At 68.1% G+C, this 18,199-nt stretch carries 20 protein-coding genes; 10 read left to right on the top strand and 10 right to left on the bottom strand.

Going from position 1 to position 18,199, the window contains the following annotated elements:
- Positions 1–4: 4 nt before the first annotated feature.
- Positions 5–958 (top strand): hypothetical protein, encoded by a 954-nt coding sequence (locus PM1_RS07960; protein WP_009616914.1) that lies wholly within the window; start codon positions 5–7, stop codon positions 956–958.
- A gap of 20 nt (positions 959–978) precedes the next feature.
- Here PM1_RS07960 and PM1_RS07955 read toward each other — a convergent pair whose 3' ends face one another.
- Complete coding sequence (locus PM1_RS07955) at positions 979–1,254, bottom strand: acylphosphatase (RefSeq protein WP_009616913.1); 276 nt, start codon at positions 1,252–1,254, stop codon at positions 979–981.
- Positions 1,254–1,724, bottom strand: coding sequence for a TlpA disulfide reductase family protein (locus PM1_RS07950; RefSeq protein ID WP_009616912.1), 471 nt, complete (start codon positions 1,722–1,724; stop codon positions 1,254–1,256). Before PM1_RS07950 ends, PM1_RS07955 begins: the two co-directional genes overlap by 1 nt.
- 30 nt (positions 1,725–1,754) lie before the next feature.
- On the opposite strand from PM1_RS07950, the gene PM1_RS07945 reads away from it, so the two are divergent.
- Positions 1,755–3,167 (top strand): PilZ domain-containing protein, encoded by a 1,413-nt coding sequence (locus PM1_RS07945; protein ID WP_024128549.1) that lies wholly within the window; start codon positions 1,755–1,757, stop codon positions 3,165–3,167.
- A gap of 176 nt (positions 3,168–3,343) precedes the next feature.
- The gene (locus PM1_RS07940) at positions 3,344–3,742 is read left to right on the top strand and encodes a hypothetical protein (RefSeq protein WP_009616910.1); all 399 of its coding nucleotides are present in this window, start codon (positions 3,344–3,346) and stop codon (positions 3,740–3,742) included.
- Between the two features lie 3 nt (positions 3,743–3,745).
- On the opposite strand, the gene PM1_RS07935 is transcribed toward PM1_RS07940, so the two are convergent.
- Both PM1_RS07935 and PM1_RS07930 read right to left on the bottom strand, forming a co-directional pair.
- Entirely contained in the window at positions 3,746–3,943 is a 198-nt protein-coding gene (locus PM1_RS07935) for a hypothetical protein (RefSeq protein WP_024128548.1), read from the bottom strand.
- 158 nt (positions 3,944–4,101) lie between these two features.
- Positions 4,102–5,331 carry a YihY family inner membrane protein gene (locus PM1_RS07930; protein ID WP_009616908.1) on the bottom strand — a complete coding sequence of 410 codons (1,230 nt, stop codon included), beginning with the start codon at positions 5,329–5,331 and terminating at the stop codon, positions 4,102–4,104.
- Between the two features lie 113 nt (positions 5,332–5,444).
- Here PM1_RS07930 and arsC point away from each other — a divergent pair, with 113 nt between their 5' ends.
- From arsC to PM1_RS07915, 3 genes are read left to right on the top strand one after another with little or no spacing between them, the layout of a single operon-like run.
- Positions 5,445–5,798 (top strand): arsenate reductase (glutaredoxin), encoded by a 354-nt coding sequence (gene arsC / locus PM1_RS07925; protein ID WP_009616907.1) that lies wholly within the window; start codon positions 5,445–5,447, stop codon positions 5,796–5,798.
- Entirely contained in the window at positions 5,795–6,391 is a 597-nt protein-coding gene (wrbA, locus tag PM1_RS07920) for an NAD(P)H:quinone oxidoreductase (protein ID WP_009616906.1), read from the top strand. The genes arsC and wrbA overlap by 4 nt, the downstream gene beginning before the upstream one ends.
- Positions 6,392–6,811 carry a DUF2069 domain-containing protein gene (locus PM1_RS07915; protein ID WP_009616905.1) on the top strand — a complete coding sequence of 140 codons (420 nt, stop codon included), beginning with the start codon at positions 6,392–6,394 and terminating at the stop codon, positions 6,809–6,811. It begins immediately after the preceding gene.
- Between the two features lie 286 nt (positions 6,812–7,097).
- Here PM1_RS07915 and hda read toward each other — a convergent pair whose 3' ends face one another.
- Both hda and PM1_RS07905 read right to left on the bottom strand, forming a co-directional pair.
- Positions 7,098–7,805: a DnaA regulatory inactivator Hda gene (gene hda, locus PM1_RS07910; RefSeq protein ID WP_009616904.1), complete on the bottom strand. Its 708-nt coding sequence runs from the start codon at positions 7,803–7,805 to the stop codon at positions 7,098–7,100.
- A 144-nt stretch (positions 7,806–7,949) separates the two neighbouring features.
- Positions 7,950–8,990 carry a DUF2066 domain-containing protein gene (locus PM1_RS07905; protein WP_009616903.1) on the bottom strand — a complete coding sequence of 347 codons (1,041 nt, stop codon included), beginning with the start codon at positions 8,988–8,990 and terminating at the stop codon, positions 7,950–7,952.
- Positions 8,991–9,205: 215 nt separating this feature from the next.
- Between PM1_RS07905 and purM the strand changes: the two genes are divergently transcribed.
- From purM to PM1_RS07890, 3 genes are read left to right on the top strand one after another with little or no spacing between them, the layout of a single operon-like run.
- Positions 9,206–10,267, top strand: a complete 1,062-nt coding sequence (gene purM / locus PM1_RS07900) for a phosphoribosylformylglycinamidine cyclo-ligase (protein WP_009616902.1) — start codon at positions 9,206–9,208, stop codon at positions 10,265–10,267.
- Positions 10,267–10,917 carry a phosphoribosylglycinamide formyltransferase gene (purN, locus tag PM1_RS07895; protein ID WP_009616901.1) on the top strand — a complete coding sequence of 217 codons (651 nt, stop codon included), beginning with the start codon at positions 10,267–10,269 and terminating at the stop codon, positions 10,915–10,917. Before purM ends, purN begins: the two co-directional genes overlap by 1 nt.
- Before the next feature lie 10 nt (positions 10,918–10,927).
- The gene (locus PM1_RS07890; protein ID WP_009616899.1) at positions 10,928–11,644 is read left to right on the top strand and encodes a DUF3108 domain-containing protein; all 717 of its coding nucleotides are present in this window, start codon (positions 10,928–10,930) and stop codon (positions 11,642–11,644) included.
- A gap of 57 nt (positions 11,645–11,701) precedes the next feature.
- On the opposite strand, the gene PM1_RS07885 is transcribed toward PM1_RS07890, so the two are convergent.
- On the bottom strand, positions 11,702–12,241 hold the full coding sequence (locus PM1_RS07885; RefSeq protein WP_009616897.1) for a DUF2058 domain-containing protein: 540 nt from the start codon (positions 12,239–12,241) through the stop codon (positions 11,702–11,704).
- Between the two features lie 163 nt (positions 12,242–12,404).
- Between PM1_RS07885 and PM1_RS07880 the strand changes: the two genes are divergently transcribed.
- Positions 12,405–13,337 carry an aspartyl/asparaginyl beta-hydroxylase domain-containing protein gene (locus PM1_RS07880; RefSeq protein ID WP_009616895.1) on the top strand — a complete coding sequence of 311 codons (933 nt, stop codon included), beginning with the start codon at positions 12,405–12,407 and terminating at the stop codon, positions 13,335–13,337.
- Between the two features lie 322 nt (positions 13,338–13,659).
- Here PM1_RS07880 and mazG read toward each other — a convergent pair whose 3' ends face one another.
- From mazG to rlmD, 3 genes are all read right to left on the bottom strand, one after another.
- On the bottom strand, positions 13,660–14,493 hold the full coding sequence (gene mazG, locus PM1_RS07875) for a nucleoside triphosphate pyrophosphohydrolase (RefSeq protein ID WP_009616893.1): 834 nt from the start codon (positions 14,491–14,493) through the stop codon (positions 13,660–13,662).
- Positions 14,486–16,744 (bottom strand): GTP diphosphokinase, encoded by a 2,259-nt coding sequence (relA, locus tag PM1_RS07870; protein ID WP_009616890.1) that lies wholly within the window; start codon positions 16,742–16,744, stop codon positions 14,486–14,488. The genes mazG and relA overlap by 8 nt, the downstream gene beginning before the upstream one ends.
- Positions 16,745–16,834: 90 nt before the next feature.
- On the bottom strand, positions 16,835–18,199 hold the full coding sequence (gene rlmD / locus PM1_RS07865; protein WP_009616889.1) for a 23S rRNA (uracil(1939)-C(5))-methyltransferase RlmD: 1,365 nt from the start codon (positions 18,197–18,199) through the stop codon (positions 16,835–16,837).

Raw genomic sequence — 18,199 nt, 5'->3', positions numbered from 1 at the left:
CGCGATGTCCCGAAGCACTACCCGCCTCAAGGTTGCCGCCCTGTGCGGCAGCCTTGTCTTGAGCGGCTGCGCCAACCAGATGTCGCAGCGCAGCGAACACGAGGAGCGCGTCGAGCGCAAGCTGTTCGACCACAGCCTGCAGATAGACGTCGGCGAGCCCGGCGTCCTGCAGCTGCCGCAGCGTCGCGTCCGCGTGCAGGAGCAGAAGACCTTCGAAGTCACCACCTTCGAGGTCACCCGCCGCTACGACCGCTACACGCCCTACCAGGGCTGGCGCGAGTTCTACGAAGTGCCGCTGGGTGCGCTGACCTTCGTCGCCGGCATCGGCGCCAACGTGGTCAACGTGTTCGCCCTGGGCAACCTGCCGGAAAGCGTCACCCGCGGCTGGATCAGCTACGGCATCGACGGCATGAACCCGTTCATGAACGTGCAATCCAACGGCCGCGCCGAGCAGAACCTGGCCAACATCGACGAACAGCGGCGCAACAGGCACACCGAGTACTCCAGCCTGCCCTGGGCCGAGCGCCCGGTGCAGGTGAGCGTCGGCAAGGAGACCCAGGAGCTGCTGACCGACCGTCACGGCATCCTGCGCCTGAACCTGCTGGACAGCCCCTTCAGCGACGACGCCGTGTACCGCGCCGGCCGCCTGCAGCTGAGCGTGCGCGATGCCCAGGACAGCGCCCACGCCGAGGCCAGCCTGCTGGTCAGCCCGACGCTGCGGGGCAAGCTGCACGAAGCTCATGCGCTGATCTACGACGACCTTGAAGGCGAAGACGTGCAGCACTGGGTGCACCGCGTCAAGCGCCTGTCCGACCTCGGCCTGGAAGAGGAAGCCAGCGAGCTGGAGCAGAGCCTGATCGAGCTGACGCGCAACGATCCGGAGCTGCAGAAGGAATTCCTCCAGCGCCTGCTGAGCGACGCCGGCCGCCTGGCCGCGGACCCCGGCGCCAGCAACTGAGCCCGGGCCGCCGCCGGGGCTCAGCGCCGCACGATGAAGCCGGTGATGCCCTGGGCCGGCATGTCCTGCAACGCCACGTCCGTCACCTGGGCCTTCTCCGGGCCCTGGTGCAGCCATTCGCGCAGCGCGTGGACGGCGCTCTCCTCCCCTTCCATCAGCACCTCGACCCGCCCATCGGGCAGGTTGCGCACCCAGCCGTCGATGCCCAGCCGGTCGGCCTGCTCCTGGGTACCCTGGCGGTAGTAGACGCCCTGCACGCGCCCACTGACGAAGCCGTGCATGCAGATTCTCGCCATCAGCGTTTCTCCCCTTGCAGGGCCAGCAGGCGCGCCTGTACGCCGCTGGCCGTCTGTTCGCCCAGCATGCACTCGCGCACCTGGCCCTTGGCGTCGACGATGTAGGTCACCGGCAACGCCTCGCTGCGCGGCAGCTTGAAGCGCGGCGCCGGGTCGTCGGCCAGCACCGTGTAGCGGATCCCCAGGTCTTGCGCGGCCTTGCTCAGCTCGGCGTCACGCAGGCCATCGTAGTTGACCCCCAGCACCCGCACGCCCTTGTCCCGGCTGTCCTCCGCCAGGCGGTTGAACTCGGGCACTTCCTTGCGGCAAGGCACGCACCAGTCGGCCCAGTAATTGATGACTAGCCACTGGCCATCTAGGCTTGCTGTAGGTACCTTCTTTCCATGCTGATCGACGCCGTAATCCGCCGAGCAGCCGGCCAGGATCAGGCCGGCCAATAGTCCACTGACAAAACGGAGCCGTACTCCCATGCCTTCAGTCCTCGTGTATGCGGGGTGGTCATGATGCTCTCTGCCCTGCGCCTGGAAGTGCCGGACATTCTCGAAGACAACGGCGACGCGGCGAGCAACCTGTCGGCAGGACTGCTGCAGGCCCGGCGGCTGCCCCTGCACGAAGGCCTGCAGCACTGCCTGGGCGTCCTCTTCAGGCTCAACCGTTGCGCACTGACCTTACTGGAAAGGCAGCGCGCGCTGCAAAGCCTCGCCGAAGAATATCGCCATTACACCCGGCTGATCCGCGCCGAGAAAACGCCGCCGGCTCTCTTCGTGCACCTGTGCAGCGAACTGGCCGCCGGCTTCAAGCGCCTGCTGCTGCAGATACTCAACGGCCACAAGCCCTCGCGCCCGCACCTGGCGTGGTGCCTGTACATGGCCGAGCACTTCCTCGCCCAGGCCCTGCTGCGCCATTACCAGCAGTACCAGCAGCCGCCGGGCTCGCTGTGGCGCGACAGCCACCTGCTGTACTGGATAGGCGAATACCAGCAGTGCCTGGACGAACCCATCGCCGCTGCCTTCGAACCCACCCCGGCCGGAACCCTGCGGGGCCTGTACCAGCAATCCCTGCTGCTGGCGCTGAGCAACCCCTTCCACCTCACCGAAGGCGAGGCGCCGCACCTGTTCAGCGCCCTCGCACCGCTGGCCGGCCTGGCCCGGCTGCAGGACTGGGACGATGAGGAAGAGGAGCAGGAAGGCTACCTGGTCGACCTTGGCGACGACCGCCCCTGCCTGGGCTTCGACCAGAAGCCCGAGGCACCGCCCGAACGCCTGCGCCGCCTGGAACTGGGCGCGCTGCTGATCGCCCTGCACGACCCGGCGCCGCTGCGCCCGGCGGCCGAGAGCCTGCTGCTGGAACGTGTCCGCCCGCACTGGCTGGGCCACCAGCCGCGCCGTCATACGCGCGCCGAGAAGCATGCGAGCTGCCAGCTGGTGATCGGCCTGACGGCCATCCAGGCCCACCTGCTGGCCAGCGCCGCCGGCAGCTGCGAGGCGCAGATGGCCGACGCCAGCCCCGGCGGGGCGCGCATCGTCTGCCAGGGCAGCCAGGCACAGCGCCTGCCGGTCGGGCAACTGCTGCTGATCCTCGACAAGCCGGGCTCGCCGATCCTGGCGATGGTGCGCTGGCGTCACCTCAACGGCGACGGCCTGCACCTGGGCCTGCGCTTCCTCAAGGGCCTGCCACGGCCGGCCTGGCTGCGCCGCACGCCTGACGCACAGCGTCACCCGGCGGTCCTGCAGAGCACCCCGGAACCGGGCAACGGCTGGTACCACGGCATCTGGCTGCCCCAGGGGCAATTCGTCGAGGGCGAGAACCTCTGGCTGCAGCTGGCCAGCTTCGACAACCAGACCATCCTCCCGCTGCCCGCGGCCAACCTGACCACGCCCCTGGTCAGCCGGCATCCGCTGCGGCTGGGCTGATGATGTCATTTGGGAAACAGGTCACAGCCAGGATCGCTAACACGCACGTTTTGTGGGCCTGTTGCTCCCTATAATGCGGGGCTTGCGGAAGTTCTCCTTCCGCGGGTCCCACATCCTGTCAGAACACGCAGGCGCCAAGTACGCCGGCCGAACCCATTCACGGAAGCGACAGACATATGCAGCCCACGGATCAGATCGTCAGCCGGGTGCCCGAACACATAGTGGCCAATGCCAGGCCCCTCGGTACCAGCAACGGTGGGCGGGCTTGCGACTACAACGTCGCCGCCTGGCTGCTGGTGCCGGGCATGGCCCAGTTGCCGGTGACGCTGCTGGCCAGCTACGGCGACGGCGAGCGGCAGCACGAGGTGGTGATCGATCACGGCACCCTCAACGCCAGCGGACGCATACTGCTGTCCGGCATCGCGCGGCTGCCGTATCGCTACAGGATCGACAATCTGCAGATCAGATTGCGTTCGGCGGTGGGACTTTCGCGCCTGACGGTGGAAGAACTCTTCGTCCAGGCGGTGGAACAGATCGCCAGCGACCAGCGGATCAACGCCGGCCAGCTGTCGTAGCGCTCAACCCAGCTGGCGGGCGGGCTCGCCGACGGGCTCGGCGGTGCTGGCAGCCCGCTCGTCGAGCGCGGCATGCACGCTGGGCAGCAGCGACTCGGGCCAGCTGCTGAACTGCAGACCGGTAATTCTATTCAGCCGCTCCAGGGCGCTCTGCGGGTCGCGCTGGTGCAGGTGTACAACTTTGTTCAGGTCTTTGTTCATGAAGATGCGGGCCTTCTCGGAACTTCTGGGGAACACCACTGTCCTGAACCGGTTATAGCCAGAAGCGTGCCAAACTTTCGAGGCCCGCGATTCCACGCATTTTCATCTCCGCCCGACCGCTTCCAGCATTCCGTTTCGCCGCAAACTGACCTTTTACGTCACCTGGAATGTGACGGACTCAACCATTCTGCGAGACTGCCGCCGAACAGCACCTCCCGCTCCGCCTGGTAGCGCTGCAGGGCCTCGCGCAGGGGCGGATACCAGTCCTCCGCCAGGCTGTCCGGCAGCGTCTCCAGGCACGGCAGCGGCCAGGGGCAGCGGTTGAGCAGGCGATGCAGGCTGTAGCTGCCCAGGTCGCGGCAGAGCACCCAGGTATCGTCGCTGCCGCCCGAACGGCAGACCATCTGCTCGCGTTCGAGGAAGGCCAGCAGCTCCTCCCATTCGTCCTCCGGCAGCATCCAGCCGGCGCGGTGCAGATGCGCCAGGCGCGTCGCCTCGCCCTGGCGCTGGCGCTCGTAGAACACCCGCAGCACGCCCAGCAGCACCAGCAGCCGCGGCAACGCCCTGCGCCGCCACAGGCGCGTCGAGGACAGGTTGCAGACCAGTTCGGCGCCGAACAGCACGATCAGCCAGGACAGGTAGATCCACAGCAGGAACAGCGGCACCGTGGCGAAGGCGCCGTAGATCAGCTTGTAGCCGGGGAACAGGCCGACGTAGAGGCCGAACAGCGACTTGGCCGCCTCGAACAGGAAGGCCGTCAGCGCGCCGCCGGCCAGGGCGTGCAGCGGCGGCACGCGGGCGTTGGGCACTGCGGCGTAGATGAGGGTGAAGGCCGCCACGCTGAACAGCAGCGGCATGAATTTCAGCAGCATGCCGGCGCCGGGCAGCGCATGGGGCCCGGACAGCAGCGACAGCGAAGTGACGTAGGTCGACACCGCGAAGCCGGCGCCCAGCAGCAGCGGCCCCAGGCTGAGGATCGCCCAGTACAGCAGGAAGCGCGTCACCCCGCGGCGCGGCTTGCGCACCCGCCAGATCTCGTTGAACACCCGCTCGATGGTCACCAGCATGCTGAACGCGGTGACCGCCAGGAAGGCCACCCCCAGCCAGGTCAGGTGGCGCGCCTGGACGATGAAGGCGCGCAGGTAAGTCTCCACCGCCTCGCCGGTGGACGGCACGAAGTTGTGGAAGATGAACAACTGGATGCGCTCGCCCATGCCTTCGAAGGTGGGAATGGCCGAGACGATGGCGAAGGTCACGGTCATCATCGGCACTACGGCGAACAGCGTGGTGTAGGTCAGCGCGGCGGCATGGCTGCTGACGCGGTCGGCATGGAAACGCTGGAGCAGATAACGCCAGAACTCGATCAGGTTCCGCAGGCGCGGGTGCATGCTGTGTCCTTAAGTCGCAGGGCCGCCGGCCCGGCCGAACGCCGATGGTTCAGCCAACCCTCGGGAGGCGGTTAGAATAGCCGCCACTTTAACGGCCCAGCGAGCCCATGGATATGAGCCAACTGACACTTTTCCACAACCCGCGCTGCTCCAAGTCCCGCGGCGCCCTCGAACTGCTCGAGGCGCGCGGCCTGGCCCCGACCATCGTGCGCTACCTGGAAACGCCGCCCAGCGCCGCCGAACTGCAGGCGCTGCTCGGCAAGCTGGGCATCAGCGCGCGCCAGCTGCTGCGCACCGGCGAGGAGGAATACAAGGCCCTCGGCCTGGATGACCCGCAGCTCAGCGACGCCCAGCTGATCGAGGCCATGGCCGCGCATCCGAAGCTGATCGAACGGCCCATCCTGGTGGCCGGCGACAAGGCGGTGATCGGCCGGCCGCCGGAGAAGGTGCTGGAGATCCTGCCTTGAGCGCGCCCTACATCCTGGTGCTCTACTACAGCCGCCACGGCGCCACCGCCGAGATGGCCCGGCAGATCGCCCGCGGCATCGAGCAGGGCGGCCTGGAGGCGCGCCTGCGCACGGTGCCGGCGGTGTCCACCGAGTGCGAGGCGGTGGCCCCGGACCTGCCCGAGGAAGGCGCGCTCTATGCCACCCTCGATGACCTCAAGGACTGCGCCGGCCTGGCCATGGGCAGCCCGACGCGCTTCGGCAACATGGCTGCGCCGCTGAAGTACTTCCTCGACGGCACCAGCAGCCTGTGGCTGACCGGCGCCCTGGTCGGCAAGCCGGCGGCGGTGTTCACCTCCACCGCCAGCCTGCACGGCGGCCAGGAGACCACCCAGCTGTCCATGCTGCTGCCGCTGCTGCACCACGGCATGCTGGTCACCGGTATCCCCTACAGCGAGCCGGCCCTGCTGGAGACCCGCGGCGGCGGCACGCCCTATGGCGCCAGCCACTTCGCCGGCGCCGACGGCAAGCGCGCCCTGGACGAACACGAGATCACCCTGTGCCGCGCGCTGGGCAAGCGCCTGGCCGAGGTCGCCGGCAAACTGGAGCGCTGAATGGCCCGCAAGAAGAAACCCCTGCCCACCCTCGAGCACCTGCGCCCGCGCCTGGCCGCGAGCCGCGCGGTGAGCCTGGGCAGCCTGCTGGGCCTGGTCCTGCTGATCCTGACCTGGGGCCTGTTGTTCACCGACGCCCGCGGCGCCCCGGACTGGGTGCCGAAGGTGTGGACCGCGCTCAAGCTGCTGCCGCTGCTGATCATCGCCCCAGGCATGCTGATCGGCAGTGCCCGCGGCCACGCCTGGGCCTGCTACGTGGTCAACCTGTACTTCATCACCGGGGTGCTCAACACCTTCGAGCCGGGCCAGCGCATCTACGGCTGGGCCGAGGTGCTGCTCAGCGTGAGCCTGTTCTGCGCGGCGCTGCTGTACACCCGCTGGCGCTTCCAGTACGAGCGCAAGCTGGCGGGGGAGGATTAGACCCTGTAGGAGCGCGCCCTGCGCGCGATTCGCGGGCAGGGCCCGCTCCTACACCTTCCGGCAAAAAAACCCGTAGGATGGTGTTGAGCGAAGCGATACCCATCACCGCGGCCGCATGGGTTTCGCAAGCTCAACCCATCCTACAAAGAGCATCTCGGCGCAGTCGGCAAGACAGTTGCTCCTACAGGTGGCCTCGGAGGCGGACGCATCGTCGTAGGGCGAAGAGCGTACGGCTCCGGATAACTTGCAGCTTATGGCTTGCGGCTTGCGGCTCCCCCGAAGGGGCCTACCAACCCAGGGTTTCCTTGAGGAAGGGGATGGTCAGCTTGCGCTGGGCCTGCAGCGAGGCCTTGTCCAGTTCGTCCAGCAGGTCGAAGAGGAATTCCATGCTGCGCGCGCCGCGGGTGAGGATGAAGCGCCCGACTTCGTCGGTGAGGTGCAGGCCGCGGCGCGAGGCGCGCAGTTGCAGGGCGCGGAGCTTTTCCTCGTCGGTCAGCGGGTGCAGCTGGAAGATCAGCGAGAGGGTCAGCCGCGACTTCAGGTCGGGCAGCTTGACCGGCAATTCGCGCGGCGGCATCGAGGCCGCCAGCAGCAGGCGGCGGCCGGCGTCGCGCAGGCGGTTGAACAGGTGGAACAGCGCCTCTTCCCACTCAGGCAGGCCGGCCAGGGCCTCGATGTCGTCGAGGCAGACCAGCTCCAGCTGTTCCAGGTCGTCGAAGATCGCCGGGCCGTACTGCACCAGCTCGGCCATCGGCAGGTACACCGAGGTCTCGCCGTACTGCTCGAAGCGCAGGCAGGCCGCCTGCAGCAGGTGGCTGCGCCCCACGCCCTCGACACCCCACAGGTAGATGAGGCTCTCTGCCCAGCCGGCGTCGCAGTCGCACAGCCGCTCGACATACCCCAGCGCCGCGGCGTTGGTGCCGGGGTAGAAGTTGGCGAAGGTAGCATCGTCGCGCAGACGGATGCCCAGGGGTAGCTGCATAGGTTGTTTCATGCCGGGCGGGGCTTTTCTTCGAAAACGCTTACAGTGAAGCCGTACGGATCAAAAGTGTAACCAAATCATCATTTTGGCGCATCCGAAAAGGCGCCGGAGGCGCAGCATACTGCGAATCCGGCGCCAGGCCCACCCGCGGCGTGACTACCAGCGGAAGCGCATGACGTTGCTCGGCGCCGCGGGCTGCGCCGGCAGCGGCTGGCCATTGGCGTCCAGCACCGGCTGGGCCGGCTCGGCCGGAGCCTCCTGCAGGTGCGCCAGGCCCAGTTGGGCGCGCAACTGGTCGGGGCTGGCGTTGAGGCGGTATTGCAGGTTGTCTCCCTGGGCCAGGACCAGCTTCGCGCCCATCGGGTCGAGCAGCTTCTGCAGTTGGGCATAGCGTTCGAGGTTGGCCCCCTGCACCTGCAGGGTCAGGGCGCTGGCCGCGCCCGGCGCGCCGACGAAGCGCGGCGCCAGGCGCTGGCTGACCGCCAGCATCACGGCGTCGGCCAGGGCGTCCGGGCTGTCGCCCTGAGCCTGGCCCTGTTCGCGCGAGTCGCCCAGCCACAGGCGCCATTGCGCCTGCCACTTGCCACCGTCTTCCTTGGCGTCGACCGCCAGCAGGCCGTCGGCGGAATAGCGCTCGGAGGCGGCGCGCAGCGCGTCGGGCTGGGCGGCGGTGATGTTCTGCGCGGTGCCCACGCCCTGTTCGGAGAGGTCGGCCATCGGCAGCAGCAGCGGCAGGCCGCGGCGCTGGGCGGCGCGGGCGAGCGGCGCGGCGCCTTCCTGGCTGTCGCCCACCAGGCTGCTGCCGGCGGCGCTTTCGTTCAGCCACCAGGCCAGCAGGCTCGGGCGGTTGGCGCCCCAGACCGGCAGGCCGGCCTGGCGCAGGGCGTTGTTCACCGAGGCGGGGTCGAAGTCCACCACCAGGGCCAGCGGCGGGCCGTTCTCGTAGCCGTACTGGCTGATCAGCTGCTGCGGGTCCTTGAAGTAGCCGGCCAGCGCGCCGCTCTGGGCGGCGCGGGCATCGCCGGTCAGGCGCAGCACCAGGGTCTGCAGCGCGCGGGACAGGCCGGCGCTGCGCTCGTCCGGCTGCTGCGAGGCCACCGGCTCGTGCACCTGGTAGAGGTTGCCCAGCGCGGCGGCGAAGGACGGCAGGCTGAGCAACGACAGGCAGAGGATCAACAGGCGGGCGGTAAATCGCATGACAGGCTCTCGACGAACGGAGTAAGGAAGGGAACGGCACCTGGCAAGCCCCTCCGGAAGGCCTATACCTTAAACAGCCCTCCGGTCAGCGGCAACAGCGCGAGATGGCCGCTGCCGGGCAAGCCTGATAAAATCCCGCGCCTCCCGCGAGGTCGCCGCGAATCCTTCGCGCCGCGGCCGGCAGACGAATCACTCCTTTCTACAGGCCTGGATACATGAGCAGCAAGCAACCCTCGTTGAGCTACAAGGACGCCGGTGTGGACATCGACGCCGGCGAAGCCCTCGTCGAACGCATCAAAGGCGTCGCCAAGCGCACCGCGCGTCCTGAAGTCATGGGCGGCCTGGGCGGCTTCGGCGCGCTCTGCGAGATCCCGGCCGGCTACAAGCAGCCGGTGCTGGTTTCCGGCACCGACGGCGTCGGCACCAAGCTGCGCCTGGCGCTGAACCTGAACAAGCACGACAGCATCGGCCAGGACCTGGTCGCCATGTGCGTCAACGACCTGGTGGTCTGCGGCGCCGAGCCGCTGTTCTTCCTCGACTACTATGCCACCGGCAAGCTCAACGTCGACGTCGCCGCCACCGTGGTGACCGGCATCGGCGCCGGTTGCGAGCTGGCCGGCTGCTCGCTGGTCGGCGGTGAAACCGCCGAGATGCCCGGTATGTACGAGGGCGAGGACTACGACCTGGCCGGCTTCTGCGTCGGCGTGGTGGAGAAGGCCGAGATCATCGACGGCTCGAAGGTGGTCGCCGGCGACGCCCTGGTCGCCCTGCCCTCCTCCGGCCCGCACTCCAACGGCTACTCGCTGATCCGCAAGATCATCGAAGTCTCCGGCGCCGACATCGAGGCCACCCAACTCGACGGCAAGCCCCTGGCCGACCTGCTGATGGCGCCGACGCGCATCTACGTCAAGCCGCTGCTGCAGCTGATCGAGCAGACCGGCGCGGTCAAGGCCATGGCCCACATCACCGGCGGCGGCCTGCTGGACAACATCCCGCGCGTGCTGCCGGACAACGCCCAGGCCGTGATCGACGTGGCCAGCTGGCAGCGCCCGGCGGTATTCGACTGGCTGCAGGAGAAGGGCAACGTCGACGAGCATGAGATGCACCGCGTGCTGAACTGCGGCGTGGGCATGGTCATCTGCGTCGCCCAGAACCAGGTCGAGGCCACCCTCGCCTCCCTGCGCGCTTCCGGCGAGCAGCCCTGGGTCATCGGCCGTATCGACGCCTGCGCAGCGGACGCCGAACGCGTGGTGCTGAACAACCTGAAAGGCCACTGATGTCCCGTCCTTGCAATGTCGTGGTGCTGATTTCCGGCTCCGGCAGCAACCTGCAAGCACTGATCGACAGCCTGGCCGACGGCGCCACGCCGGCAACCATCCGCGCGGTGATTTCCAACCGCGCGGACGCCTACGGCCTGCAGCGCGCCGCCGCCGCGGGCATCGCCACCGAGGTCCTGGACCACAAGGGCTTCGCCGACCGCGAAGCCTTCGACGCCGAGCTGATCCGCCGCATCGACGCCCACGCCCCGGACCTGGTGGTCCTGGCCGGCTTCATGCGCATCCTCAGCTCGGCCTTCGTGCGCCACTACCACGGCCGCCTGCTGAACATCCACCCCTCGCTGCTGCCCAAGTACAAGGGCCTGCACACCCACCAGCGGGCGCTGGAGGCCGGTGACGCCGAGCATGGCTGCTCGGTGCATTTCGTCACCGAGGAACTCGACGGCGGCCCTCTGGTCGTACAGGCGGCAATCCCGGTAGAGTCGCAAGACACGCCGGAGACGCTCGCCGCGCGGGTGCACGTGCAGGAGCACCTGATCTACCCGCTGGCCATGCGCTGGTTCGCCGAAGGCCGTTTGCGCCTGGGCGAGCGAGGCGCCATGCTGGATGGCCAGGCGTTGCCGGCCACCGGCTACCCGTTCCGAACCTAGGAGATTCGCGATGCGTAGAGTCCTGCTGTTCCTGATGGCCCTGCTGACGTTGCCGGCGTATGCCGCCTCGTTCCAGATCAAGCCGTTCGAGGCCAGCTACACCGCGGACTGGAAGCAGATGCCGCTGAGCGGGACCGCTTCCCGCAGCCTCAAGCAAGGCGACGGCGGCAACTGGGAACTCGACTTCCAGGCCTCCATGCTGCTCGCCAGCCTGAAGGAGAGCAGTTCCTTCAAGGTCGAAGGCGATACCTACCTGCCGCAGACCTACCACTGGGCCCGCGAGGGCCTGGGCAAGAACAAGTCCACCGACCTGCAGTTCGACTGGGCGCAGAAACAGGTCACCGGCAGCGACCGCGGCGACGCCGTGCGCCTGCCGCTGAACCGCGGCCAGCTCGACAAGTCCACCTACCAGCTGGTGCTGCAGCACGACGTCGCCGTCGGCAAGAAAAGCATGAGCTACCAGGTGATCGAGGGTACCGACACCGATACCTACGACTTCCGCGTGCTCGGCGAGGAGAAGGTCGCCACCCAGGCCGGCCAGATCGACGCCATCAAGGTCGAACGCGTGCGCGACCCGACCAAGAGCAACCGCAAGACCGTCCTCTGGTTCGCCAAGGACTGGGACTACCTGCTGGTGCGCCTGTACCAGCAGGAGACCGACGGCAAGGAGTACCAGATCATGCTCAAGGACGGCACCGTCGACGGCAGGCAAGTCAAGGGCTCGTAACCTCGGGCAGCATGAAAAAAGCCGGGCATCCGCCCGGCTTTTTCGTTTCCGCAGCTGTCACCACATGAGGTCGTCGGGCACCACGTAGTCCTTGTACGGATCGTCCTCGTCCGGCTCGCCGCTGGGCTCGTTGAGCAGCACCACGCGGCGCTCGTCGCGTTCCTGGATGCGCAGCGCGGCATCGCGCGGGACTATCTCGTAGCGCCCGTCGTAACTGACGATGGCCAGGCTGCCGCGGCTGAGCTTGTCGCGGATCAGGGCGTTCACCGCGATGCGCTTGACCTTCTTGGCGTCGACGAAGTTGTAGTAGTCGTCGCCCTCCATCCTGGGCAGGCGGGTGCCTTCGATCAGTTGCTTGACCTGCGCGGCGCGAGCCTTCTTCTCGGCCTTCTGCTGCTGCTGGCGGTTCAGCTCCTGGTCGCGGGCCTGTTTCTCGGCCTGGGCCTGCAACGCGGCCTGGCGCTGGCTGTCGTCCTTCTCGGCCTGGCCCTTGTGCTCCAGGCGCTGCTGTTTCTGCTTCTGCTTGCTGGCCTGCTTGGCCTGCTTTTCGTTGACCAGCCCGGCTTTCAGCAACTGGTCACGCAATGACATGCTCATTGGCTAACGACTCTCCGACAGCCTGCGAATATGACGCAGGACAATTCTGACGTGGCGGAAAATTCAGCGGCGACGCGCGCTGAGGGTATAATCCTCGGGCCTGTGTCGGCGTTGCGCAAGTGGCCGGCCGTTTTTCAGCCAAACAGGGCGGACTCGCCATCCCATGATCAAGCTCCTCGTCCTCGCGATCCTCGCCATCTTCCTCATCGCCATTCTCTACGTGCACCTGCGCGGCAAGGTACGCCTGCCGTTCCTGCGCCAGGTGGTCAACCACTCGGCCTGGTTCGCCCCGTACAACTCGCTGATGTACCTGAACTCCAGCGTACCCTCCAAGCCCTACCTGGACCGTGAGCGCTTCCCGGAACTCGACAAGCTGCGCGACAACTGGCAGATGATCCGCGAGGAAGCCGAGCAGCTGTTCGACGAGGGCTACATCCGCGACGCCCTGAACAACAACGAGGCGGGTTTCGGCTCCTTCTTCAAGAAGGGCTGGACGCGCTTCTACCTGACCTGGTACGACGGCCCCCTGCCCTCCGCACAGCGCCTGTGCCCGAAGACCGTGGAGCTGGTCAGCAGCATCCCCAACGTCAAGGGCGCGATGTTCACCCGCCTGCCGCCGAACAGCCACCTGAACAAGCACCGCGACCCCTACGCCGGCTCCCTGCGCTACCACCTGGGCCTGGCCACGCCGAACTCGGACGCCTGCCGCATCTTCGTCGACGGCCAACCCTATGCCTGGCGCGACGGCGAGGACGTGATGTTCGACGAGACCTTCGTGCACTGGGTGAAGAACGAGACGGACGAATCGCGCCTGATCCTCTTCTGCGACGTCGAGCGTCCGCTCAAGTCGCCGCTGCTGACGCGCATCAACCGCCGCGTCAGCGCCTTTCTCGGCCGCGCCACCGCGCCGCAGAACGTCGAGGGCGAGCGCGTCGGCGGGATCAACCAGGCCTACTCGGTGCTGATTCGTATCGGCAACGGCGTGGGTGGGCAGGTGAAGAAGTTCAAGCGGCGCTATCCCAAGGCCTACCGCATCGGTCGGCCGATTCTGGCGGTGCTATTGCTGGTGTTGCTGATTCGCTGGATGTTCACGTAGGGCGCATAACGCCTACGGCGTTATCCGCCGTTTGACCTTGGTTACCAGCCCGCTCGGTGTCGAGCCTGGCGCGGGTCACGCATTCCCCCCAGATCGACCGAGGCAGGGTCGATGAGGAAGGTGAGGCGGCGGATAACCGCGAACGGTTATTCGCCCTACGCTACTGGAAGCACCGGCGTAGGAGCGGACCTTGTCCGCGATTGGACTCCCCGGCCACGCCGGACGCCCCTGTGGCACGAACAGCCCCATTCGCGAGCAAGCTCGCTCCTACGAAAAGCAAAAAGCCCCGGCGAACCGGGGCTTTTTGCGTAACGCCGGCGAACTAGCCACACCCCAGCGGGTTCTTCTCCTCCCGCTTGGCCTCGCCCCAGAGCGCGTCCAGCTCTTCCAGGCTGCATTCCTCGGCCTTGCGGCCCTGGTCGCGCAGGGTGGTCTCGATGTAGCGGAAGCGCCTTTCGAACTTGCCATTCGCCGCGCGCAGGGCGGTTTCCGGGTCGACCTTCAGGTGCCGGGCCAGGTTGACCACCACGAACAGCAGGTCGCCGATCTCCTCTGCCTGGGCTTCGGCGTCGCCGTCGGCCATGGCTTCCAGCACTTCGTCCAGCTCTTCGCGCAGCTTGTCCACCACCGGCAGGGCTTCCGGCCAGTCGAAGCCGACCTGGGCCGCGCGCTTCTGCAGCTTGGCCGCGCGGCTGAGGGCCGGCAGCGCCACCGGCACGTCGTCCAGCAGCGACAGTTGCACCGGCTCGGCGGCCTTGGCCGCGCGCTCCTCGGCCTTGAATTCTTCCCAGCGCTGCTTCACCGCCGCTTCCGCCAGCTTCGCCGCGTCGGGTTCGCCGTACAGGTCGCCGTCGGGGAACACATGGGGATGGCGGCGGACCAGCTTGGCGGTGATGCCGTGGACCACCGCGTCGAAGTCGAAGCGCTGCTCCTCGCGGGCCAGTTGGGCGTAGTAGACCACCTGGAACAACAGGTCGCCGGCCTCCTCGCGCAGGTGCTCGAAGTCGCCGCGCTCGATGGCGTCGGCGACCTCGTAGGCTTCCTCGATGGTGTAGGGGGCGATGCTCGCGTAGTCCTGCTTGAGGTCCCAGGGGCAGCCGTGCTGCGGGTCGCGCAGGCGCGCCATGAGGTACAGCAGGTCGTCGAGCTTATACATCCTTGCCACCCGCGCGGTCGCGCCGCGCCTCGATGATGTTGGGCAGTTGCGAGATACGCGCCAGCAGGCGGCCCAGGGAATCCAGGCCGGGGATCTCGATGGTCAGGCGCATGGTCGCGGTGTTGTCGTCCTTGTCCGAGCGGGTGTTCACCGCCAGCACGTTGATGCGCTCGTTGAGCAGCACCTGGGACACGTCGCGCAGCAGGCCGGAACGGTCGTAGGCGCGGATGACGATGTCCACCGGGTAGGTCTGCACCGGCACCGGGCCCCAGCTCACCTGGATCATCCGCTCCGGCTCGCGGCCGGCCAGTTGCAGCACGGTGGCGCAATCCTGGCGGTGGATGGTGACGCCGCGGCCGAGGGTGATGTAGCCGACGATCGGGTCGCCCGGCAGCGGCTGGCAGCAACCGGCCATCTGCGTCAGCAGGTTGCCCACGCCCTGGATCTGGATGTCGCCGCGCTTGCCGTGGCCCAGGCGGCTGGGCTTGCGCGGGATGAGTTCGAGCTGCTCGTTGCCACGCTCCGGTTCCACCAGGGCCTGGGCGTAGTTGACCACGTGGGCCAGGCGCAGGTCGCCGGCGCCGAGGGCTGCGAACAGGTCCTCGCCGGTCTTGTAGTTGGCCTTCTCGGCCAGCTTCTCGAAGTCCACCGGCGGCAGCGCCAGGCGCCCCAGTTCGCGTTCGAGCATGGCCTTGCCGGCGGCGACGTTCTGGTCGCGGGCCTGCAGCTTGAACCAGTGGACGATCTTCGCCCGCGCCCGCGAGGTGGTGACGTAGCCAAGGTTCTGGTTCAGCCAGTCGCGGCTCGGGCCGCTGTGCTTGCCGGTGATGATTTCCACCTGCTCGCCGGTCTGCAGGCTGTAGTTCAGCGGCACGATGCGCCCGTTGATCTTGGCGCCGCGGCAGTTGTGGCCCACCTCGGTGTGCACGCGGTAGGCGAAGTCCAGCGGCGTGGAGCCCTTGGGCAGGTCGATGGCGTGGCCGTCGGGGGTGAACACGTACACCCGGTCCGGCTCGATGTCCACGCGCAGCTGCTCGGCCAGGCCGCCGATGTCGCCCAGCTCCTCGTGCCACTCCAGGACCTGGCGCAGCCAGGAGATCTTCTCCTCGTAGTGGTTGGAGCCAGACTTGACGTCGGTGCCCTTGTAGCGCCAGTGCGCGCACACGCCCAGCTCGGCTTCCTCGTGCATGGCGTGGGTGCGGATCTGCACTTCCAGCACCTTGCCCTCGGGGCCGATCACCGCGGTGTGCAGCGAGCGGTAGCCGTTTTCCTTGGGGTTGGCGATGTAGTCGTCGAATTCCTTGGGGATGTGCCGCCACAGGGTGTGCACGATGCCCAGCGCGGTGTAGCAGTCGCGCATCTCCGGGACCAGCACGCGCACCGCGCGCACGTCGTAGATCTGGCTGAAGTCCAGGCCCTTGCGCTGCATCTTCCGCCAGATCGAGTAGATGTGCTTGGCGCGGCCGGACAGGTCGGCCTTGATGCCGGTGGCGGCCAGGGCGTCCTTGAGCTGCTGCATCACGGTGGCGATGTACTGCTCGCGGTCCAGGCGGCGCTCGTGCAGCAGCTTGGCGATCTGCTTGTACTGGTCGGGCTCCAGGTAGCGGAAGGACAGGTCCTCCAGCTCCCACTTGATGTGGCCGATGCCCAGGCGGTGCGCCAGCGGCGCGTAGATGTCGAACACCTCGCGGGCGACGCGCATGCGCTTCTCCTCGTCGGCGTTCTTCACCGCGCGGATGGCGCAGGTGCGCTCGGCCAGCTTGATCAGCGCGACGCGCACGTCGTCGACCATGGCCACCAGCATCTTGCGCAGGTTCTCGATCTGCGCCTGGGTGCCGAGCACCATGGACTGCCGCGGGTTGAGGCTGGCGCTGATCGCCGCCATGCGCAGCACGCCCTCGATCAGCTTGGCCACCACCGGGCCGAAGCGCTGCTGCACTTCCTCCAGCTTGACCTTGCCCTCGCGGACGCCGCGGTAGATCACCGCGGCCACCAGCGACTCCTGGTCCAGCTTGAGGTCGGCGAGGATCTCGGCGATCTCAAGGCCGGTCTGGAAGCTCGAAGTGCCATCGGCCCAGGCGGCTTCCACCTGGCTGACCGCCTTGTTCTCGGCCTCGCGGGCGAACTCGCAGGCCTCCAGCAGGACCTTGCGATCCAGCACCGGGACCAGGGTCTGGACGTGGTCCAGCCAGGCCTCGAGGTTGATGCTGCCGTCGGTGTTGACCGGCTGGTGCGCTCTCACCTGTACCATCTTGTCTACCCTTCCCCACGGTGTGCCGTGGCACACCGCTCGACTGCGCCGGCCTTTCTGGCGTGGGCCGGTCGGATTGCGCAGGTCGTCCTAACCTGCCTCGAACAGAGCCATCGCCTCCACATGCGCCGTCTGCGGGAACATGTCGAGGATTCCGGCACGCTTCAGGCGATAGCCCTGACGGGCCAGTTCGCCGGCGTCGCGCGCCAGGGTCGCCGGGTTGCAGGACACATAGAGTACCCGCTCGGCGCCCAGTTCACGCATGCCCCGTGCCATCTCGAGCGCGCCGTCACGCGGCGGATCGAGCAGCACGGCGGAAAATCCCTTGGCCGCGTCCCCGGCGAACCAGCGCGCCGCGGACAGCGGCTGCGCCAGGTCGGCCTGGTGGAACACGGCGTTGTCCAGGCCATTGGCCCGGGCGTTGGCCGCGGCGCGCGCGACCATGCTTTGCACGCCTTCCACGCCCACCACGCAGGCGGCGCTTCGGGCCAGCGGCAGGGCGAAATTGCCCAGGCCACAGAACAGGTCTAGCACCCGTTCCGCCGGTGCGGGGGCCAACCAGTCCAGCGCCTGCGCGACCATGGCCGCGTTGACCGGCTCGTTGACCTGGACGAAGTCCCCCGGCCGGTAGGCCAGGGTCAGGTCCCAGGCGTCCAGGCGGTAGCCCAGGCGCCCTTCGCCGTCGGCCGGCGTCGGCTCGCCGTCGCCCTGCAGCCACAGCTGCACATCCCGTGCCGAACAGAAGGCCCGGAGGCGTTCGAGGTCGGCGGCGGGCAGAGGTTCGGTGTGGCGCAGCAGCAGGGCGCAGGCGGTGCCGTGGAACAGCTCGACGTGGCCGATGGCCCGCGGCCGCTGGAAACCCTGCAGCAGCGCCGGCAGCTCGCGGGCAAGAGTCTGCAGCTCGGGCACCAGCACCAGGCAGTCGTCGAAGGCGACGATGGCCTGGCTGGCGGCGGCGCGGAACCCCACCTCCAGGCGCTGGGCCTTGGCATCCCAGCGCACGGCGATGCGGGCCCGGCGGCGGTAGCCGAATTCGGGACCGGCCAGGGGCGCTGCCCACTCTTCCGGGACGATGTCGCCGAAGCGCTGCAGCTGCTCGGCCAGGGTGCGCTGCTTGAGCGCCAATTGTCCGGCGTGGGGCAGGTGCTGCAGGGTGCAGCCGCCGCACTTGCCGGCCACCGTGCAGGGCGCGGCGCGGCGCTCCGGCGCGGCGGCCAGGATGCGTTCGCCGCGGGCGTCCACCACCTGGCTGCGCGCGGCCAGCACGCGGGCCTCGACCTCTTCCCCGGGCAGCGCGCCGGTGACGAACCAGGTGCGCCCTTCCAGGTGCGCGATGCCGCGGCCGTCATGGGCCAGGCGCTCGATGCGCAGGCGCTGCTTCTTGCCCACCGGCACGCCGGCGTTGCGGGCGCCGCCGCTGGGCTGGAAGCGCAGGCCGCTTCTGTGCTTGGCCAT

Source organism: Pseudomonas sp. M1 (genome assembly GCF_022760135.1).
Classification (GTDB): domain Bacteria; phylum Pseudomonadota; class Gammaproteobacteria; order Pseudomonadales; family Pseudomonadaceae; genus Pseudomonas; species Pseudomonas citronellolis.
The sequence above is the reverse complement of the archived record's forward strand: the minus strand, read 5'-3'. Positions and strand labels throughout refer to the sequence as shown.

Coding starts and splice junctions, on each gene's coding strand:
- PM1_RS07955 (WP_009616913.1), bottom strand. CDS start 1,254: ATGGCGAGAATCTGCATGCACGGCTTCGTCAGTGGGCGCGTGCAGGGC.
- PM1_RS07950 (WP_009616912.1), bottom strand. CDS start 1,724: ATGGGAGTACGGCTCCGTTTTGTCAGTGGACTATTGGCCGGCCTGATC.
- PM1_RS07935 (WP_024128548.1), bottom strand. CDS start 3,943: ATGAACAAAGACCTGAACAAAGTTGTACACCTGCACCAGCGCGACCCG.
- purN (WP_009616901.1), top strand. CDS start 10,267: ATGTCCCGTCCTTGCAATGTCGTGGTGCTGATTTCCGGCTCCGGCAGC.
- mazG (WP_009616893.1), bottom strand. CDS start 14,493: ATGTATAAGCTCGACGACCTGCTGTACCTCATGGCGCGCCTGCGCGAC.
- PM1_RS07885 (WP_009616897.1), bottom strand. CDS start 12,241: ATGAGCATGTCATTGCGTGACCAGTTGCTGAAAGCCGGGCTGGTCAAC.
- PM1_RS07905 (WP_009616903.1), bottom strand. CDS start 8,990: ATGCGATTTACCGCCCGCCTGTTGATCCTCTGCCTGTCGTTGCTCAGC.
- PM1_RS07940 (WP_009616910.1), top strand. CDS start 3,344: ATGCAGCCCACGGATCAGATCGTCAGCCGGGTGCCCGAACACATAGTG.
- arsC (WP_009616907.1), top strand. CDS start 5,445: ATGAGCCAACTGACACTTTTCCACAACCCGCGCTGCTCCAAGTCCCGC.
- PM1_RS07880 (WP_009616895.1), top strand. CDS start 12,405: ATGATCAAGCTCCTCGTCCTCGCGATCCTCGCCATCTTCCTCATCGCC.
- PM1_RS07945 (WP_024128549.1), top strand. CDS start 1,755: ATGATGCTCTCTGCCCTGCGCCTGGAAGTGCCGGACATTCTCGAAGAC.
- rlmD (WP_009616889.1), bottom strand. CDS start 18,199: ATGGCCAAGCACAGAAGCGGCCTGCGCTTCCAGCCCAGCGGCGGCGCC.
- PM1_RS07915 (WP_009616905.1), top strand. CDS start 6,392: ATGGCCCGCAAGAAGAAACCCCTGCCCACCCTCGAGCACCTGCGCCCG.
- hda (WP_009616904.1), bottom strand. CDS start 7,805: ATGAAACAACCTATGCAGCTACCCCTGGGCATCCGTCTGCGCGACGAT.
- PM1_RS07960 (WP_009616914.1), top strand. CDS start 5: ATGTCCCGAAGCACTACCCGCCTCAAGGTTGCCGCCCTGTGCGGCAGC.
- PM1_RS07890 (WP_009616899.1), top strand. CDS start 10,928: ATGCGTAGAGTCCTGCTGTTCCTGATGGCCCTGCTGACGTTGCCGGCG.
- PM1_RS07930 (WP_009616908.1), bottom strand. CDS start 5,331: ATGCACCCGCGCCTGCGGAACCTGATCGAGTTCTGGCGTTATCTGCTC.
- relA (WP_009616890.1), bottom strand. CDS start 16,744: ATGGTACAGGTGAGAGCGCACCAGCCGGTCAACACCGACGGCAGCATC.
- purM (WP_009616902.1), top strand. CDS start 9,206: ATGAGCAGCAAGCAACCCTCGTTGAGCTACAAGGACGCCGGTGTGGAC.